Source organism: Burkholderia sp. Z1, from assembly GCF_014893795.1.
Classification (GTDB): domain Bacteria; phylum Pseudomonadota; class Gammaproteobacteria; order Burkholderiales; family Burkholderiaceae; genus Burkholderia; species Burkholderia theae.
Genome location: NZ_JACFYL010000002.1, coordinates 3,317,740 through 3,335,650, shown reverse-complemented (window position 1 = coordinate 3,335,650; position 17,911 = coordinate 3,317,740). Strand labels below are relative to the sequence as shown.

The 17,911-nt window shown below is 67.9% G+C and carries 15 protein-coding genes; 7 read left to right on the top strand and 8 right to left on the bottom strand.

Annotated elements, in window-relative coordinates:
- Window positions 1–16 precede the first annotated feature (16 nt).
- The 5 genes from H3H55_RS31775 to H3H55_RS31755 all read left to right on the top strand — a co-directional run bounded on the left by H3H55_RS31775 (window position 17) and on the right by H3H55_RS31755 (window position 4,929).
- Window positions 17–1,048 carry a phosphotransferase gene (locus H3H55_RS31775; protein WP_193101852.1) on the top strand — a complete coding sequence of 344 codons (1,032 nt, stop codon included), beginning with the start codon at window positions 17–19 and terminating at the stop codon, window positions 1,046–1,048.
- Between the two features lie 65 nt (window positions 1,049–1,113).
- Entirely contained in the window at window positions 1,114–1,878 is a 765-nt protein-coding gene (locus tag H3H55_RS31770) for an SDR family oxidoreductase (RefSeq protein ID WP_034181113.1), read from the top strand.
- Between the two features lie 7 nt (window positions 1,879–1,885).
- On the top strand, window positions 1,886–2,644 hold the full coding sequence (locus H3H55_RS31765) for an SDR family NAD(P)-dependent oxidoreductase (RefSeq protein ID WP_193101850.1): 759 nt from the start codon (window positions 1,886–1,888) through the stop codon (window positions 2,642–2,644).
- 34 nt (window positions 2,645–2,678) lie between these two features.
- Window positions 2,679–3,923, top strand: a complete 1,245-nt coding sequence (locus H3H55_RS31760) for an acyl-CoA dehydrogenase family protein (protein WP_193101848.1) — start codon at window positions 2,679–2,681, stop codon at window positions 3,921–3,923.
- A 100-nt stretch (window positions 3,924–4,023) separates the two neighbouring features.
- Window positions 4,024–4,929 carry a LysR family transcriptional regulator gene (locus H3H55_RS31755; RefSeq protein ID WP_193101846.1) on the top strand — a complete coding sequence of 302 codons (906 nt, stop codon included), beginning with the start codon at window positions 4,024–4,026 and terminating at the stop codon, window positions 4,927–4,929.
- A gap of 21 nt (window positions 4,930–4,950) precedes the next feature.
- On the opposite strand, the gene H3H55_RS31750 is transcribed toward H3H55_RS31755, so the two are convergent.
- Window positions 4,951–5,391 carry a DMT family transporter gene (locus H3H55_RS31750; RefSeq protein WP_193101844.1) on the bottom strand — a complete coding sequence of 147 codons (441 nt, stop codon included), beginning with the start codon at window positions 5,389–5,391 and terminating at the stop codon, window positions 4,951–4,953.
- 122 nt (window positions 5,392–5,513) lie between these two features.
- Here H3H55_RS31750 and punR point away from each other — a divergent pair, with 122 nt between their 5' ends.
- A complete protein-coding gene (gene punR, locus H3H55_RS31745) occupies window positions 5,514–6,416 on the top strand; it encodes a DNA-binding transcriptional activator PunR (RefSeq protein ID WP_193101842.1) in 903 nt (300 codons plus the stop codon).
- A gap of 30 nt (window positions 6,417–6,446) precedes the next feature.
- Here the strand turns inward: punR and H3H55_RS31740 are convergent, their stop codons facing one another.
- From H3H55_RS31740 to H3H55_RS31725, 4 genes are all read right to left on the bottom strand, one after another.
- A complete protein-coding gene (locus H3H55_RS31740) occupies window positions 6,447–9,476 on the bottom strand; it encodes an FAD-binding and (Fe-S)-binding domain-containing protein (protein ID WP_193101840.1) in 3,030 nt (1,009 codons plus the stop codon).
- A gap of 33 nt (window positions 9,477–9,509) precedes the next feature.
- On the bottom strand, window positions 9,510–10,271 hold the full coding sequence (locus H3H55_RS31735; protein ID WP_193101838.1) for a 2-keto-4-pentenoate hydratase: 762 nt from the start codon (window positions 10,269–10,271) through the stop codon (window positions 9,510–9,512).
- Between the two features lie 48 nt (window positions 10,272–10,319).
- Window positions 10,320–11,594 carry an MFS transporter gene (locus H3H55_RS31730; RefSeq protein ID WP_193101836.1) on the bottom strand — a complete coding sequence of 425 codons (1,275 nt, stop codon included), beginning with the start codon at window positions 11,592–11,594 and terminating at the stop codon, window positions 10,320–10,322.
- Window positions 11,595–11,736: 142 nt separating this feature from the next.
- Window positions 11,737–12,957, bottom strand: coding sequence for a pyridoxal-phosphate-dependent aminotransferase family protein (locus H3H55_RS31725; RefSeq protein ID WP_129516226.1), 1,221 nt, complete (start codon window positions 12,955–12,957; stop codon window positions 11,737–11,739).
- 183 nt (window positions 12,958–13,140) lie between these two features.
- Here H3H55_RS31725 and H3H55_RS31720 point away from each other — a divergent pair, with 183 nt between their 5' ends.
- Complete coding sequence (locus H3H55_RS31720; protein WP_129516227.1) at window positions 13,141–13,845, top strand: GntR family transcriptional regulator; 705 nt, start codon at window positions 13,141–13,143, stop codon at window positions 13,843–13,845.
- A 19-nt stretch (window positions 13,846–13,864) separates the two neighbouring features.
- On the opposite strand, the gene H3H55_RS31715 is transcribed toward H3H55_RS31720, so the two are convergent.
- From H3H55_RS31715 to H3H55_RS31705, 3 genes are all read right to left on the bottom strand, one after another.
- Entirely contained in the window at window positions 13,865–14,935 is a 1,071-nt protein-coding gene (locus tag H3H55_RS31715; protein ID WP_193101834.1) for a porin, read from the bottom strand.
- An 84-nt stretch (window positions 14,936–15,019) separates the two neighbouring features.
- Window positions 15,020–16,120 carry a porin gene (locus H3H55_RS31710; protein ID WP_193101833.1) on the bottom strand — a complete coding sequence of 367 codons (1,101 nt, stop codon included), beginning with the start codon at window positions 16,118–16,120 and terminating at the stop codon, window positions 15,020–15,022.
- Window positions 16,121–16,270: 150 nt separating this feature from the next.
- A complete protein-coding gene (locus H3H55_RS31705) occupies window positions 16,271–17,905 on the bottom strand; it encodes an HAL/PAL/TAL family ammonia-lyase (RefSeq protein WP_193101831.1) in 1,635 nt (544 codons plus the stop codon).
- Between the last annotated feature and the right edge of the window lie 6 nt (window positions 17,906–17,911).

Here is a 17,911-nt window from a genome sequence, read left to right as displayed (position 1 = left end):
ACGAACGATCGCGACGATGACGAACCCTTCCCAGCAACTCGACGTAGCCCGCCTCACCGACTATCTGGAAGCGCACGTGCCGGGCTTCGAAGGCCCGGTCGACCTGGAGAAGTTTGCCGGCGGCCAGTCGAATCCGACTTTCCTGCTGCACGCGAAGAGCGGCCGCTACGTGCTGCGCCGCCAGCCGCCGGGCGAACTGCTGAAATCCGCTCATGCAGTCGACCGCGAATTCCGCGTGCTGACCGCGCTGTCGGGCACCGCGGTGCCGGTCGCGCGGCCGTATCACCTCTGCGAGGACCGCGACGTGATCGGCAGCCTGTTCTACGTGATGAGTTTCGAGGATGGCCGGATCTTCTGGGATCCCGCGCTGCCGGAACTGCCGAAGGCCGATCGTGCGGCGTGCTACGACGCGCTGCTGCAGACGATGGCCGCGCTGCACGACGTCGATGTCGACGCGGTGGGCCTGGCCGACTACGGCCGCCCCGGCAACTACTTCGAGCGCCAGATCGGCGTGTGGACGAAGCAGTATCGCGCGGCCGAAACCGAGCGCCTCGACGCGATGGAGACGCTGATCGACTGGCTGCCGAAAGCGTGCCCCGAAGATACGGGCCGGCCGGCGCTGGTGCACGGCGATTTCCGGATCGACAACCTGATGTTCGCGCGTGACGGTTATCGCGTGCAGGCCGTGCTCGACTGGGAACTGTCGACGCTCGGCAATCCGCTCGCCGATCTCGCGTATTTCTGCATGTGCCTGCGGCTGCCGTCCGGCGGGCAGGTGCGCGGGCTCGCGGGCCAGGATCGCGCCGAACTCGGCATCCCGGACGAAGCGGCGATCGTCGCGCGTTATTGCGAACTGCGCGGGATCGAGCCGATCCGCGACTGGCACTTTTATCTCGCGTTCAGTTTCTTCCGGCTCGCGTCGATCGCGCAGGGCGTGAAGGCGCGCGCGCTGCAGGGCAACGCGTCGAGCGAGCAGGCGCTGCGCGTCGGCGCGATGGCCGGGCGGCTGGCCGAACTGGCCGTGAGCGTGATCGACGCGCATCGCTGAACACGCCGCGATCGTCACGCGTCGACACGACAACGACACACCCATCAATGGAGGAGCGAGACAACATGGCAACGAATCTGTTCGACCTGACCGGCAAGATCGCGCTGGTGACGGGCGCGAGCCGCGGCATCGGCGAGGAAATCGCGAAACTGCTCGCGGAGCAGGGCGCGCACGTGATCGTGTCGAGCCGCAAGCTCGACGACTGCCAGGCCGTGGCCGACGCGATCGTCGCGGCGGGCGGCCGCGCCGAGGCGCTGGCCTGCCACGTCGGGCGGCTGGAAGATATCGCCGCGACGTTCGAGCATATCCGCGGCAAGCACGGGCGGCTCGACATCCTCGTGAACAACGCGGCCGCGAACCCGTATTTCGGGCACATCCTCGATACGGATCTCGCCGCGTACGAGAAGACCGTCGACGTGAACATCCGCGGCTACTTCTTCATGTCGGTCGAGGCCGGCAAGCTGATGAAGGCGCACGGCGGCGGCGCGATCGTCAACACGGCGTCGGTGAACGCGCTGCAGCCGGGCGACCGGCAAGGCATCTACTCGATCACGAAGGCGGCCGTCGTCAACATGACGAAGGCGTTCGCGAAGGAATGCGGGCCGCTGGGCATCCGCGTGAATGCGCTGCTGCCGGGGCTGACCAAGACGAAGTTCGCGGGCGCGCTGTTCGCCGACAAGGACATCTACGAGAACTGGATGGCGAAGATCCCGCTGCGCCGCCACGCGGAGCCGCGCGAAATGGCCGGCACCGTGCTGTATCTGGTGTCGGACGCGGCGAGCTACACGAACGGCGAATGCATCGTCGTCGACGGCGGCCTGACGATCTGAGCGTGCGATGAAACTCGACAGCTACGCCGGACAGGCCGTGATGATCACCGGCGCCGCAAGCGGCTTCGGCGCGTTGCTCGCGAGCGAGCTGGCCGCGATGGGCGCGCGGCTCGCGCTCGGCGACCTGAACGACGCAGCGCTCGAACGCGTGGCCGCGCCATTGCGCGCGGCCGGCGCCGACGTGATCGCGCAGCACTGCGACGTGCGGGTCGAAGCGGATGTCGCATCGCTGGTGCACGCGGCCGCCGCGCGCTTCGGGCGGCTCGACGTCGGCATCAACAACGCGGGCATCGCACCGCCGATGAAGGCGCTGATCGACACCGACGAAGCCGATCTCGACCTGAGCTTCGCGGTGAACGCGAAGGGCGTGTTCTTCGGGATGAAGCACCAGATCCGCCAGATGCTCGCGCAGCACGAAGGCGTGATCCTGAATGTCGCGTCGATGGCCGGGCTCGGCGGCGCGCCGAAGCTGGCCGCGTACGCGGCGTCGAAGCATGCGGTGGTCGGGCTCACGAAGACGGCCGCGCTCGAATACGCGCGCCACGGCATCCGCGTGAACGCGGTGTGCCCGTTCTACAGCACGACGCCGATGGTCACCGACGGCGATATCAGCGACCGCCAGGACTTTCTCGCGCAGGGCTCGCCGATGAAGCGGCTCGGCCGGCCCGACGAAATCGTCGCGACGATGCTGATGCTGTGCGCGAAGGAAAACACTTATCTGACCGGGCAGACCGTCGCCGTCGACGGCGGTGTCTCGGCCTTCTGAACGAACGGAACACGAAAATCCCGAGGAGTCGATCATGGACTTTGGCTACACCCCGAAAGTGGAAGAACTGCGCGAGCGCGTGCGGGCGTTCATGGATGCGCACATCGTGCCGCGCATCCGCCAGTGGAACGATGAAGTGCATGCGGGCCAGTATCCCGTGTCGTTCATGGAAGAGCTGAAGGAACGCGCGAAGGCGGAAGGGCTGTGGAATCTGTTCCTGCCGCACCTGAAGGACGACGAGCCCGGCATGGGCCTGACGAACCTCGAATACGCGCCGCTCGCCGAGATCATGGGGCGCGTGAGCTGGGCGTCGGAGGTGTTCAACTGCAACGCGCCGGACACCGGCAACATGGAGCTGCTGCACATGTTCGCGACGCCCGAGCAGCGCGAACAGTGGCTGCTGCCGCTGCTGCGCGGCGAGATCCGCTCGGCGTTCGCGATGACGGAGCCCGACGTGGCGTCGTCGGATGCGACGAACATCACGACGCGCATCGAGCGCGTGGGCGACGAGTACGTGATCAACGGCCGCAAGTGGTTCATCACGAACGCCGCGCATCCAAACTGCAAGATCTTCATCGTGATGGGCAAGACCGATCCCGAGGCCGCGTCGCACCAGCAGCAAAGCATGATTCTCGTGCCGCGCGACACGCCGGGCGTGACGATCGTGCGCAACATCACGGTGGTCAATCACCACGCGCCGGAGGGGCACTGCGAGATCACGTTCGACAACGTGCGCGTGCCGGCGCGCAACCTGCTCGGCGAGGAAGGCAGCGGTTTCGCGCTCGCGCAGGCCCGCCTCGGGCCGGGCCGCATCCATCACTGCATGCGCTCGATCGGTGCGGCCGAGCTTGCGCTGGAGCTGATGGTCGACCGCGCGCAGTCGCGCGAGGCGTTCGGCAAGCCGCTGAACCGGCACGGCACGATCGGCGAATGGATCGCACGCTCGCGCATCGAGATCGACCAGGCGCGCCTGCTGGTGCTGAAGGCCGCGTGGATGATCGACAAGGTCGGCGCGAAGGCCGCGCGCAAGGAAATCTCGATGATCAAGGCGCTGGTGCCGAGCGTCTATACGGACGTCTGCGACCGCGCGATGCAGGTGTTCGGCGCGGCGGGGTTGAGCCCCGATACGCCGCTCGCGGATCTGTGGACCTGGGGGCGCGCGCTGCGCTTCGCCGACGGCCCGGACGAGGTGCACCTGCAGGCGATCGCGCGGATGGAGATCAAGGACGGCGTGCCGGGTTCGACGGCGGCCTACCTGACGCCGCCGCCGCGCGGTTGAGCGGCGCGCACGCATGCGCAACGCATCGGGTGCAGCCCGCGGCGTCGGCATGGACGAACGAACGGCGCGCGCCGTAAGATGCCGGCAAGGAGATCCGGCGATGCGCCTTTCGAAGATTGATCTGAACCTGTTCGTCGTATTCGAGGCGATCTACAACAAGCGCAACCTGACGCGGGCGGCCGAGGTGCTGAACCTCACGCAGCCGGCCGTCAGCAATGCGCTGGCGCGGCTGCGCAAGACGCTGAACGATCCGCTGTTCGTCAGCACGCCGGCCGGGATGATGCCGACGCCGATGGCCGAGAACATCGTCGGCCGCGTGCGCGAGGCGCTGCAGCTGCTCGATTCGAGCGCGCACGAAGGCGACGTGTTCGATCCGGCTTCTTCCGAGCGCGTGTTCCGGCTCAGCATGAGCGACCTGACCGAAGCGCTGCTGCTGCCCGCGCTCGGCGAACTGCTGCAGACGCATGCGCCCGGCATGCACGTGCGCAGCTATACGATGGACCGCCGCGAAGTGGCCACGGCGCTCGCGAACGGCTCGGTCGACATCGCGATCGACGCGCCGCTGATCGGCGATCCGCATCTGCACCAGGCGCTGCTCGTGCGCGATCGTTACGCGTGCATGATCCGCGACGATCACCCGTTCAACGGCAATACGCTGACCATGGACGACTACCTGTCGATGGGGCATATCCACGTATCGAGCCGCCGCAAGGGCAGCGGGCACGTCGACGCGGAACTGACGCGCCTCGGGCTGCGCCGCAACATCCAGATGCGCGTGCAGCACTACATGGTCGCGCCGCTGATCGCGATGCGCGGCGATCTCGCGCTGACGGCGCCGCTGCGGCTGCTGCAGCGCTATCCGGCGCGCATCCTCGAACTGCCGTTCGAGATGCCGGGCCTCGACTACTTCTGCTACTGGCATCGCAGCGCCGATCAGGACCAGGGCAGCCAATGGCTGCGCGAACAGCTGATGACGCTGATGGGCGGAATGGGCGAGCCGCAGTGACACTTACGCGGCGGCCGGGCGTTACTTCGACGTGAGCCAGACCCCCGCGACGATCGCACCGATGCCGGCGAAGCGCGTGACGTCGAGCGGCCGTGTCATCGCGCCGAGCCAGCCGAAATGATCGAGCATCGCCGACACGACGAACTGCGTCGCGACGATGATCGTGAACGCCGTCGTCAGGCCGAGCTGCGATGCCGTATAGCCGATCGACCCCGCGATCACGAGGCCGAGCACGCCGGCCGACAGCGCATACCACGGCACCGACGTCCACGCCCTGAGTTCGCCGCCCTGCTGCGCGGCCAGCAGCACGGTCGCGAGCAGCGCGCCGCTGATGTAGTTCACGAAGATTCCGCCGGTCGTGCCGATGCTCTTCGACATGAGACCCATGAACTGCCCCTGCAGCGCGACCGCGCAGCCGCCGATCGCCGCGATCGCGGCCAGCCCGATGATGTTGTTTGCCATATCCCCTCTGAAGTGTCGAATCACGAATACTGCGGGTAACAGTATCGAGGTATGACGAGAGGGCGTGAAACGGTATATTTTCACGCGCGCAATCAAAAGAATTCACGGCAAGGAGACGCGAAGTGCTGTCCATCGAGTCGCTTCAACTCATCGAGCTGATCGCGCGCACGCGCAGCTTCACGGCCGCCGCGAACGCGCTGCACCGCGTGCCGTCGGCCGTCAGCTATGCGGTCCGGAACATCGAGGACGAGCTGGGCGTCGTGCTGTTCCGGCGCCTGCACCGGCACGTCGTGCCGACCGAGGCCGGCGAGCATTTCGTGAGCGAGGCGCGCGACATCCTGAAGCGGATGGACGAGATTCGCCGCGACACGCTGCGGGTCGCGAATGGCTGGCAGCCGAGCCTGTCGATCGCGCTCGACAACATCGTGTCGAGCCGCCGCATCGATGCGCTGATGGCCGACTTCTACCGCCGCTTCGACAACGTCGAGCTGATCGTGCGGATCGAGGTGTTCAACGGCGTGTGGGAAGCGCTCGCCACCGGGCGCGCGGACATCGCGATCGGCGCGACGACGGCGGTGCCCGTCGGCGGCGAATTCCGCTTCCGCGACATGGGCGCGATCGAATGGGCGTTCCTCGCGAGCCCCGATCATCCGCTGGCTGGCGCCACCGCACCGCTATCGCCCGACGAACTCACCGCGTTCCCGGCGATCTGCCTCGAAGACACGTCGCGCGACATTCCGCGGCGCGATACGTGGCTGCTGCCGAGCCAGCGGCGGCTCGTGGTGCCGGACTGGCAGCGCGCGATCAACTGCTTCGTCGAAGGGCTCGGCATCGGCTACATGCCGCGGCATCTCGCTCGGCCGTTCATCGAAACGGGCCGGCTGGTCGAGAAGGCGCTGCGCGATCCGAAGGCGCCGAGCCCGTGCTGCGTCGCGTGGCATGCGCAGAAGACGGCGCCGGTGATGCGCTGGGTGCTCGACTATCTCGGCGACAGCGAGCAACTGCACGCGGAGTGGATTTCCTGAGTTTCCCGATGCGTTCGACCGCACCGGCCGTCACTTTCGCAATGCCTGCGCGAGCACGCGCGCCACGTGCACGGCCTGCGTCTGCGCGCCGTCGTGAATCTGATGCCGGCAACTCGTGCCGTCCGCGACGACGATCGTGCCTTCGGCCCGCGCGCGCACGGCCGGCAGCAGCGACAGCTCGGCCATCGCCTGCGACGCATCGTAGTGTTCCGCTTCATAGCCGAAGCTGCCGGCCATCCCGCAGCACGACGATTCGACCGGCGACACCTTCAACCCCGGAATCCAGCGCAGCACGGTCTGCACCGGCGTGAACGCGCCGAAGGCCTTCTGATGGCAGTGGCCGTGCACCAGTGCCTCGGCCGCGTCGATCGCATCGAGCGGCAGCGACAGCCGGCCGGCCGCCTGTTCGCGGACCAGGAATTCCTCGAACAGGAACGCGTGACGGGCGAGCCGTGCCGCTTCTTCGCCATAGCCATACGCAAGAAACTCGTCGCGCATCGACAGCAGGCAGGACGGCTCCAGCCCGACGATCGCGACACCGCGTTCGAGGTAGGGCCGCAGCGTGTCGAGCGTGCGCTTCGCCTCGGCCTTCGCCTCGTCGACGAGGCCGGCCGCGAGGAACGTGCGGCCGCAGCACAGCGGCCGCTCACCGGCGCGCACGTTGAAGTGCACGGTATAACCGGCCGCTTCGAGCACGGCTTGTGCGGCGCGCGCGTTGTCCGGTTCCTGGTAGTTGCTGAACGTATCGACGAAGAGCAGCACGTCGCGGGTTGTCGAGCCGGCCGACGTTGTACCGGCACTGGTATCCACATCCCCCAGAAACGGCCGCGCAAACGCAGGCAGCGCACGCAGCGGTGCAAGGCCGATCCAGCGCTTCACCAACGACGCGACGACCGGCACGCCATTCGCGAACGCGATCGCGCCGCGCATCCGGGCCGCCCACGGCGCATAACGCGGCAGATACGCGACGAGCCGTTCGCGCAGCGTCGTGCCGTGCTTGCGGTTCCACGCGTGCCGCGCCTCGATCTTGAAACGCGCCATGTCGACCCCCGTGGGGCAATCGCGCTTGCAGCCCTTGCATGACACGCACAGGTCGAGCGCGGCCTTCACGTCGTCGCCGGCGAGGCCGTCCGCGCCGAGCTGGCCGGTCACCGCGAGCCGCAGCGTGTTCGCGCGGCCGCGCGTCACATGCTGCTCGTCGCGCGTCACGCGGTAGCTCGGGCACATCGTGCCCGCGTCGAACTTGCGGCAGTGGCCGTTGTTGTTGCACATCTCGACGGCCGACGCGAGCCCGTGCGTGACGTCGGCGCCCGTGCCGGGTTCGGTCTCTGCGCCGGTCAGCGGGTTGCGCGTGACGTTCCAGGCCGACCAGTCGAGTGCGGGCCGCAGCGGCAGTGCCGCATAGCCGGGCGCGAAACGGAAATTTTCGCGCGCATCCATGCGCGGCGGATTGACGATCTTGTCGGGGTTGAAGCGGTTGTCGGGATCGAACAGCGTCTTGATTTCCGCGAACGCCGCATTGAGGCGCGGGCCGTACTGCCACGCAACCCATTCGCCGCGGCACAGGCCGTCGCCGTGTTCGCCCGAATACGCGCCCTTGTATTCGCGCACGAGCGCCGCGGCTTCGTCGGCAATCTCGCGCATGCGCGTCGCGCCGTCGCGCCGCATGTCGAGGATCGGCCGCACGTGCAGCGTGCCGACGCTTGCGTGTGCGTACCACGTGCCTTCGGTTTCGTGCTTGTGGAACACGTCGGTCAGGCGGCGCGTGTACTCGGCCAGATGTTCGAGCGGCACCGCGCAATCCTCGATGAACGACACGGGCTTGCCGTCGCCCTTCATGCTCATCATGATGTTCAGCCCGGCCTTGCGCACGTCCCACAGCGCCTTTTGCGCGCCGGCATCGGTCATCTTCACGACGCTGTCGGGCAGGCCGAGATCGGCCATCAGTTCGGCGAGCCGGTCGAGCTGCGTCAGCTGTGCATCGCGCGATTCGCCCGCGAACTCGACGAGCAGGATCGCCTGCGGCTGTCCGACCAGCGCCTGTTCGATCACGGGCCGGAACGCCGGGTTCTCCCTCGACAGGTCGATCATCGTGCGATCGACGAGCTCGACGGCCACCGGCTTCAGCTTCACGATGTGCTGCGCGGTATCCATCGCCTGATAGAAGGTCGGGAAGTTCACGACGCCGAGCGCCTTGTGCGCGGGTAGCGGCGCGAGCTTCAGCGTGATCTGCCAGCTGTAGGCCAGCGTGCCTTCCGAGCCGACGAGCAGGTGCGCGAGATTCGCGTGGCCGTCGTCGGTGTACGCGCGCGGGTTCTGGCAGTCGAACAGGTCGAGGTTGTAGCCGGCCACGCGGCGCAGCACCTTCGGCACGCGTTCGACGATCTCGTCGCGCTCGCGCTGCGCGATCCGTTCGACCCCGTGCAGCAGGTCGAGCGTGCGGCGGTCGGTGACCGGCTGCGCGAGCGAGCCGAACCGGCATTCGCTGCCGTCGGCGAGGATCGCGTCGATCGCGAGCACGTTGTGCACCATGTTGCCGTACTCGATCGAGCGCGACCCGCACGAGTTGTTGCCGGCCATCCCGCCGATCGTGCATTGCGCGCCGGTCGACACGTCGACCGGGAACCACAGCCCGTGCGGCTTCAGCCATGCGTTCAGGTGATCGAGCACGATGCCGGGCTCGACGGTGACGGTGCGTGCTTGCGCGTCGAATTCGACGATCCGGTTCAGCCATTTGCTGTTGTCGACGACGAGCGCCTCGCCGACCGTCTGCCCGCACTGGCTCGTGCCGGCGCCGCGCGCGAGCACGGGGATCTTGCGGTCGCGCGCGATGTCGAGCGCGATCCGCAGGTCGTCCTGGTCGCGCGGCACGACCACGCCGAGCGGCATGATCTGGTAGATCGACGCATCGGTCGCGTAGCGGCCGCGGCTCGCGCGGTCGGCATGGACGTCGCCGCGCATTTCCGTGCGCAGCCGCTCGAACAGCGGCGACAGCGCGGCGCCTTGCGACGGCACGAGATGGACGGGGCGGACCAGCGAAGGCGAGACGGCGGATTTCATGGCGGCGGTCGGTAGCGAGAGAAGACGAACGGATCAGGCGAGCGTGACGCTGACGGGCGGCAACCCCGGCATGCGGCCGATGGCCGTGCCCGCGGCCTGCGGGAAAAACATGCCCGTGTACGAGCCGGTCGTGGCGACGGTGCCGGCCGGCAGCGCGATGCCGCGCCGCGATGCGTGATTGACGAGCCACGGCAGCAGGCGGCGCGGGTCGCCGGCGGGGTTGGTACCGGGCGTGGCGCTTGCGATGTCCTGCCCGTCGAACGCGAACGCGGGGGCGGGCGCAAGGAACGGGAAATCGGCGCGATAACCGGTCATCTCGCCGAGCACGAGCGCGCCGTGGTTCTGCAGGTCGGCGAGTTGCGCGGCGGGCGCGACGTCCGGCCATTCGCGGAAGCGGCTCGCGACGATCTCGATCGCGGCACCCATCTGCGCGATGCCGTCGAACACTTCGTCGTCGGCATACGCGTCGGCACGCGGCGTGAAGTCGCGGCCGAAGCGGAACGCGATCTCCAGTTCGAGGCCGAGCGGCCGGAACGCGCCGCGCGGCAGCGTGACGCCGCTCGCGTGCCGGCAGTCGTCGGGCAGCGGTGCGCCCTGGATCGGCCCGTCGGGCTGTTTCGCGCCGACCTTCCACGCGCCGATCGTGGCGCTGCGTTCGGCGAGCACTTGCGCCTGCACCGCATACGCCGCGTCGGCGCTGGCGGGAACGAGTTCGGGCGGCAGCGCGGCGAACGCGATGCCGTGTTGCCAGCCGGCGGCGAGCCGGGCGGCGAGGTCATGGATAGCTTGGGTCATGGTGACGAGTCGAGAAAAAAGCGGGGCGGCGACAGCGCCCCGTGGGCATCAGGCCGGCGAGCGATTGGCGGCGCGCTGTTCGGCGGGCGTGTCGGCGAAGCGGCTTTCCGGCTGCATGCGGAACGCGAGCAGCACGCCCACGCCCATCAGCACCATGCTGCCGATGAACGGCAGCTCCCAGCTGCCGAAGCGGTCGATCACGTAGCCGGAGATCACGGGCGACAGGATCGCCGCGAGCGCGGAGCCGGAATTCATCATCCCGCTCGCGGTGCCCGAGTATTCCGGCGCGATGTCCATCGGCACGGCCCACATCGGGCCGATCGTCATCTCGGCGAAGAAGAAGCCGGCCGCGAGGCACGCCATCGACACGTACAGGTGGTGCGTGAACAGCAGCGGCAACAGCGACAGCAGCGTGAACAACATGCAGATCGACACCATCCAGCTGCGCGCGCGCTTGAGGCTGCCGGTGCGTGCGTAGATGCGGTCGGTGACGAGGCCGCCGAGCGTGTCGCCGATCACGCCCGCGAAGAACACCGCGGACGCGAACACGGCGGACTTTTTCAGGTCGAGGTCGTAGCTGTGCAGGAAGTACTGCGGAATCCAGCTCAGGAACAGCCACAGCGTCCAGCCGTAGCAGAAGTACACGATCGTGACGGGCATCATCCGGCGGAACAGCGGGCCCCACGGCACGGTCGCGGGTTTCTGCTTCGGGGGCGGCAGCGCGTCGAGTTCGGCCTGCGTGATGCGCGGGTGGTCCTTCGGGTGTTCGGTATAGACGAGCGCCCAGACCACGACCCATACGATGCTGATCACGCCGCAGATGTAGAACGATTCGCGCCAGCCGTACACGGCCATCACCGCGACGACGGCGGCCGGCGCGACCGCGTTGCCGACCCGCGAGAACGCGTGCGTGATGCCCTGCGCGAAGCCGCGTTTCTCGCGCGGCACCCAGCGCGACATCGCCGACGTGGCCGCCGGGAACGTCGCGCCTTCGCCGAGCCCGAGCAGCAGGCGCGCGGCGAGCAGCGACGCGAGGCCGCCGGCCATCCCGGTGAGCAGCGTCGCGATAGCCCACAGCAGCCCGCACGCGAGCAGCGTGCGGCGCGCGCCGAAGCGGTCGCTGACCCAGCCGCCGATGATCTGGAATACGAGGTACGGATACGCGAACGCGGAGAACACGAGACCGATCTCCGTCTTGTTCAGCCCGAATTCCTTGCCGAACCCGGCGGCGGCCGTGCTCACGTTCACACGATCGAGGTACGTGATGAAGTACATCACGCACAGCATCACCAGCACGATGCCGGTCGCTCGGAACAGCTTCATGTTGTGTCTCCTGGATGTTGTCTGGCTTGCAGCCGCGCCGGTTCTGGGTCCGGCTTCGTGCCGATGCAGCGCGGCCGCGCGTCGTGCGCAGGCCGCAGGGGGTACGGGCGAGAGGCCGGCGGCGTGCCGCCGGGACATGCGATCAGGCCGCCGCGCGCAGGGCGGGCGTGTGCGTGTTCGACGCGAGGGTGTCCATCGCCGCGACGACCCCGCTCGCGGCGACCGGCACGCCGGCGAGCTTCAGCCCCATCTCGCAGCCGGCGAGCGTGGCCATCAGCGTGAGGTCGTTGCAGTCCCCGAGATGGCCGATCCGGAACATCTTGCCGCGCAGCTTGCCGAGCGCCTGCCCGAGCGACATGTCGAAGCGTTCGTAGATGAGCTTGCGCACGGCGTCCGCGTCGACGCCGTCGGGCATCATCACGCCGGTCAGCACGGGGCTGTAGACGGCCGGGTCCGCGCACTGGATCTCGAGGCCCCATGCGCGCACCGCGCGGCGCGTCGCTTCCGCGAGCCGCTGGTGGCGCGCGAACACGGCGTCGAGCCCTTCGCCGAGGATCATGTCGAGCGCTTCGGCCAGCCCGTACAGCAGGTTGGTGTTCGGCGTGTACGGCCAGTAACCGGTCTTGTTCGCTTCGATGATCTCGTGCCAGCCCCAGAACGCGCGCGGCAGCTTCGCGTGCTCGCTCGCCGCGAGCGCCTTCGGCGACACCGCGTTGAAGCTGATGCCCGGCGGCAGCATCAGCCCTTTCTGCGAACCCGATACCGTCACGTCGACGCCCCATTCGTCATGGCGGTAGTCGGCGGACGCGAGCCCCGAGATCGTGTCGACCATCAGCAGCGCCGGGTGCCCGGCCGCGTCGATCGCGCGGCGCACCGCAGCGATATCGGACGTGACGCCGGTGGACGTCTCGTTGTGCACCACGCACACGGCCTTGATGTCGTGCGCGGTGTCGGCGCGCAGGCGCGCTTCGATCATGTCGGGCTGCACGCCACGGCGCCAGCCTTCGATGCCGGGCAGGCCGAGGAATTCGGGCTTCAGGCCGAGCGCCTCGGCCATCTTCTTCCACAGCGTCGCGAAGTGGCCCGTCTCGAACATCAGCACGGTGTCGCCGGCGCTCAGCGTGTTGGTCAGCGCGGCTTCCCACGCGCCGGTGCCCGACGCCGGATAGATGATCACCGGCTGCGTGGTCTTGAAGATCTTCTTGATGTCGGCGAGCACCTTGAGGCCGAGCGCGCCGAATTCGGGGCCACGGTGGTCGATGGTCGGATAGCTCATCGCCCGCAGGATGCGGTCGGGCACCGGGCTCGGCCCCGGAATCTGCAGGAAGTGGCGGCCGGACGGATGAAAGTCGAGGTGCAGCATGGTCGTTCTGTCTCCTTGGTTGCATTTTGAATTTTGCATGCAAAATACTTTAGCAGAGCGATCGCCGAGAAACCAAGCGCTGATTTCGCCGAAAATGCCGGTGTTTACCCGGCGTTGGCGGGGTGATATTCGGGTCGGGCGAGTTGCAGTAGAATCGCGTGAAGCAAGAGGGAAGGACTTTGCATGCAAGATTTGAATGATCTGGAGCATGTCGGCGGCGCGCCGGCATTGCCGAAACTGGAGCGGCAGCGGCTGCACGACACGGTGGTCGAGCACCTGCGCAAATTCATCGTGGAAGGCGTGCTCACGCCGGGCATGCGGCTGAACGAGCGCGAGCTGTGCGAGACGCTCGGCATCTCGCGCACGCCGCTGCGCGAGGCGTTCAAGGTGCTGGCGGCCGAGGGGCTGCTCGTGCTGTCGCCGAACCGCGGCGCGAGCGTGTACCGGATGAGCGAATCGGAGATCCGCGAGACGTTCGAGCTGATGTCGGGGCTGGAGGCGTTCTCAGGCGAGCTGGCCTGCGAGCGGATCACGCCGGCCGAGCTCGCGGAGATCAAGGCGCTGCACTATTCGATGCTCGCGTGCCGGATGCAGAACGACCTGCCCGGCTATTACAGCCGCAACCAGGAAATCCACGACCGCATCAACGAGGCCGCGCGCAATTCGGCGCTGCGTGGCACGTACCAGGCGATCAACCGCCGGATCATGTCGATGCGGTTCCGCTCGAACCAGCACGTCGAGAAGTGGGATCGCGCGGTGCACGATCACGAGGAGATGATCAAGGCGTTGGAGGCGCGCGACGGCAAGGCGCTCGCGGCGATCCTGCGGCGCCATCTGCTGGAGAAGCGCGACGCGGTGTTGCTGCTGCACGCGGAAGTCGACGCTTGAGCGCGCACCGCGCGCGAACTCAGAATGCGGTGCGCAGGCCGAGCCCCGCCGAATCGCCATTCCCAACTCCGCTCGCGCGATCGCGCATGAACGCGACGTAGACGTCGGTTCGTTTCGACAGCCGGTAGTCGTAGCCGACCGCCCAGGTCGTTCTCGACGGGCGGTCGCGCCCGTGGCTTTTCGCGGCCATCACCGACGCGAGCAGCGTGCCGAAGCCGAGCGGCACGGCCGCGCCCACCTGGCCGCTATGCGTGCCGAGCCCGCCGCTGTCGATCGCGTCGTGCACGTACTGGTAGAGCGCGGTGAACTTCACGAACTTCAGGTCGTAGCCGACGCCGGCCAGCACGGCGTCCTGCTGCGTGAAGCCGGCGATCGATGCGGTCAGGTCGCCCGGCGTCCGGTCGTAGCGCGCCTGCTGGAACGCAAGCGTCGCGCTGAATGTGCGTTGCCGGTCATAGGTGACGCTGCCGCCCCACTGGTTCGCGCCGGTGTGGCCGGGTTCGTTGCCCGTCGCATAGATCAGGCTTGCCTGCAGCGCATGCTCGGCGGGTGTCGTAACCAGCACCGAATTGCTCCAGCCGTTGTCGCCGACGAGGCCTTGCCCCGCGACGCCCTTGTACACCTGGTTCAGCGCCGGCGAAAAACCGAACGACGTCGAGAACGGGTTGAAGCGCACGACGGAGATGTAATACGGCGTGGTGTTGCGTCCCGCGCGCAGCACGCCGTACGGTGTGGAAACGCCGACATACGCGTTGCGACCGAGGAACGTATCGCCGCTGAAGCGGCCGGCGCCGCCGTTCGACGGGCGCATGAACGCCTCGAGCGCGAACTGCAGCACGTAGCCGCCGCCGAGATCCTCGCGGCCGCCGATTCCCCAGAAGCTCGTCGTGAAGCCGCCCGAATTCATCGCAACCGCGCGCGGCTTGCCGAGACTCTTTTGCGTGCCGACATAAACGTCGGTCAGCCCGTACAGCGAGACGGACGACTGGGCCGCGACGTCGTCGGCGATCGTGCACGCGATCAGCGATGCGCCGAGGGTCGACAGAAGGCGTCGCCGCCGGCCGGCATTCCGGATTGAATGAATAGGCATACTGATCGAATCGTATAAAGGAAGCGAAGGCGAACGGAACGGCCGACGGCGGGCGCCACGCCCAGCCGTCAGCCGCCGGGAACGTCAGAACACGTGCCGGATACCCGCGCGCCCGACTGCCTGCTTCTGGTTGCTCGACGGATTGAAACCCGCGATCTGCGCAACCGGTGCATCGCCCGCCGCCTTCTGGAACGCACCCATCACATAGACGCTCGTGCGCTTGGACAGCGCGTATTCGACGCTCAGGTTGAACTGGTGATACTTCGGCTCCGCGTTCGTCGCGTGGTCGCGGCCCGTCGTGTACGTGTAGCCCGCGCCGACCGTCACCGCGGGCGTCGGCGTGATGAGCGTCGACAGCTCGTAGTTCTGGAACGTCGCGTCGTGCCCCGCGCTGCCTTGCTGGAAGTTCGTGTTCGTGAAGTCGGCCAGCAGCTTGAGCCACTGCACGACCTGGTACGACGCGCCGACGCCGAACACCTTCTGCGCACGCGCCGCATCGAGGTAGTTGCCGTAGATCGCGTTCGTGAAGCCCGGATAGTTTTGATATCCCTGCGTCGACACGCCCGGGTTGTTGATCCGCAGATAACCGATGCCGACGCCGATCGGCCCCGCCGCATAGTTCGCACCGACGCTGAACGTCGCGTTGTCGGAGAACCGGCCCGGCTGCCCGCCGAACGCATAGAGGCCGCCGAACGTGAAACCCGCGATCGTCGGGCTGCGGTACTTGACCGCGTTCGAGATCGGGAAGCCGTTGTCGGTGTTGTCCATGTCGTTCGGGTGCGCGAAGTAGTAGCCGCCGATGTTGCCGTTCAGCGTGAACGGCTCGACGTAGTCGACGATCGAATCCCACTGGCGGCCGAGCGTGAGCGTGCCGAGCTTCGTGTCGTTCAGGCCGACGTAGGCATTACGCGAGAACGCGAGCCCGCTGCCGAGCCGGCCGGAGTTGATGTCGAAGCCGCTTTCGAGCCGGAAGATCGCGCTCAGGCCCCCGCCGAGATCCTCGGTGCCGCGCACGCCCCAGCGGCTGCCGGCCGTCACGCCCGATGCGAGCTGTACGAGATGCTTGCCCTGCACGTTCGACACGTAGTCGACGCCATCCTCGACGATGCCGTACAGCGTGACGCTGCTTTGCGCGTGGGCGGTGGCGGCCGCGGCGAGCGGCAGCGCGAACAGGAGTTTTTTCATGGTGGTGTTCCGGTGCGGTGTGGGTGAAAGACGGCGAACGGTGGGTCGATCCGGTTGCATGCGGACGTGCGTCCCCCGCGCCGCGATCGGGCGACGATCGCAGCGGCGGGAAAACGGTGAAACGAAGGGAGTGTGTTGTGCCGCTGTCGCTCAGTCGCGATACGCGCGCAGCAACGTATCGGCGGCCCGGAAGTCGGGCGTGAGCGGGCGGTCGCGCTCGAGGAACGCGACCTTCGTGCGCAGCGCGCGGTACAGCGGTTGCGTGGCCGGCGCGAGCGTGAACGACGGCTGCTTGCGCTGGCGCAGGTCGATCGCCTGCGCGGCTTCGATGAGTTCGAGGCCGAGCAGCGTGTAGCTCGCGTCGATCTGTTTCTGCACGCGCTGCACGACGTCGGGCGCGTTCGTCGCGATGTCCTCGATGCCGCCGGCCACCGGCAGGTAATCGAGCGACACGGGCATCGCGAGCGACTTCACCGTCATCGCGAGCGCGGTCGGCGGCTTCTCCATCGCACCGAACGCATGCACGGTTTCCTCGGTGCCGAGGAAGCGCGAGAGGCCGGTGAGGTGCGGGTCGTTCAGCTTGACGATGCGCTGCGCGGACGCGAGTGCGTTGTGGCCGAGCGCGAGCCCGAGCTGTTCGAACGCGAGCACCCACGGCAGCGGCTCGAAGTTCGCGCTGGGCAGCACCGCGCCGCCGCCGTCGACATAACCGGCCGCATCCTGCGCGCGGTTCGACTTCGGCGTGACGCCGACCGCGACGCCCGGATTGTCGTCGCTCGAATTGAGCTGGACCTGCAGCAACGCGCGCGCCTCGTCGTAGGTGCGATCCTCTTCGCCGAGCAGGTAGACGCCGGAACGGAAGCTGAGCGGATCCTGCAGCGGCCGCTCCGCGTCCTTGTTCCACAGGCTGCTGCCCGCGAGCAGCGTGCGCAGCGCCGCGCCGGCGCGCAGCGTGGCCGGGAACGGCCGCAGCGCCAGCGTGTCCTCGCGGAACGGCGACACATTACCGTTCAGCCCTTGCAGGCTCAGCGCGAACACGAGCTTCGACACCTGCGCGAGGCGCGCCATGTCGGTGAGCGCCAGCGCCGCCATGCCGGCCGAATACGCGTTGGAACTGAGGATCGCGAGCGCGTCCTTGCCGTACGGATGGATCGTCGCGATGCCGGCCGACTTCAGCGCGTCGGCGGCCGCGAGCTTGCGGCCCTGGTAATACACGTCGCCTTCGCCGAGCATCGCGAGGCCGACATGGCTCAGGATCGTGATGTCGGCCTCGCCGATCGAGCCGTCCGCCGGCATCGCCGGTGTGACGCCGCGATTGAGGAACTGTGCGTACGCGTCGACGATCGCCGGTTGCACGCCGGCGCCGCCGTCGAGCATCGCGTTCAGGCGCGCGGCCATCGCGGCGCGGGCCACACGCACGCTCATGTCGGGGCCGACGCTGCCCGAATGCGCATGGATCAGCCCGATGTTGAAGCGCGTCGACGCGTCGATGACCTCCTGCGACAGCTTGCCGTGCGCATCGACCATCTCGCGGTCTTTATTGAGGCCGACGCCGACCGTCAGCCCGTAGATCTGCTGGCCGGCCGCGGCGGCCTTCAGCAGCACGTCGTGCGCGGCGACGACCCGCTGGCGGGCGGCGGGCGCGATCGACACGGCTTCGCCGTCGGCGATGCGCGCGATCGATTCGGGCGTGACGGACCGGCCGTCGAGCGTGACGTCCGCGAAGGCCGGGACGGCGGCGAAAAGCGCGAGCGCGATCGCGCTCCGCATGAGGAAGCGTTGCATGAAGCA